This window comes from Bhargavaea sp. GQ12, assembly GCF_059758705.1.
Genome location: NZ_JCAXEU010000045.1, coordinates 1 through 863, shown reverse-complemented (window position 1 = coordinate 863; position 863 = coordinate 1). Strand labels below are relative to the sequence as shown.

General features: G+C 48.6%; 1 protein-coding gene. It reads right to left on the bottom strand.

Translation table 11 applies throughout. From position 1 onward, the window contains the following. A partial coding sequence (locus AC6CHQ_RS16295) for a transposase (RefSeq protein WP_498082070.1) occupies positions 1–863 on the bottom strand: 863 nt, incomplete at both ends.

Here is an 863-nt window from a genome sequence, read left to right as displayed (position 1 = left end):
GCTCCCTGTATTTCCATGCCAAATAAGCCCGATGCTTCAGCCACTTTCAAGCCGTGTCTGTTCTTGAGCTCATCATTCTTCGCTTCTATTTTGTATCGCTCTTTGGCTTTCCTTCGGAACTCCTCGGTTTCCTGAAAAGCCATCTGTTCGAGATGGATGTCCGATTTGACGGAAACAGAGTATGTCTTGGTCTTCGCCCCTTCTTTATAACAGCCTTCCCGGAATGGACAGACCTTGCACTTTTCCACATCAAAGTAATACGTGTCCACTTGGTTCTTCTGCGCGTTTTTCTTACCCTGCCGTGCCTTTCGGAAAGCCAGGTGCCCTGCCTTGCAGACATACATCCCTGCGTCTTTGTTAAATTCAAACTCGTCTTCTTTACTTCGGTTGCCCTGTGTGACTGAAGGATTCAATTTCGATACGAGAGCGATGTTCTGTGACTTGGTCAGTTCAATGTTTCCCTTCTCGGAGTATGCCGCATCACCAATAACCGTATCGACTTTTAGGCCGGCGGCCTTGGACTTTTCAATCAGCTCAGGAAGGTACTTGCCATCACTCTTTTCCCCGGTGGTGATCACGGCCGCTGTAATGATCCGCTCTTCGGTCATGGCAAGATGCGTCTTGTATCCAAAGAAGGAATGATCCGCAGATTTATGACCGACACGGGCATCTTCATCCTCAGAAGCTTGCAAGTGCTCCGCGTCATCAGCAACGATTTCTTTTAGGCGGTTCAGCCGTTCCTTGACCTTAGGAACATTCGGAAGGGCTCTCTCCTGTTCGATGACTTCGATCAGTTGGTGGCAATAGTCCAGCTCATCGGTGAGTTCTTCCGTCGTGTTCTTTTCAGGAAACTTGTCTTTCAT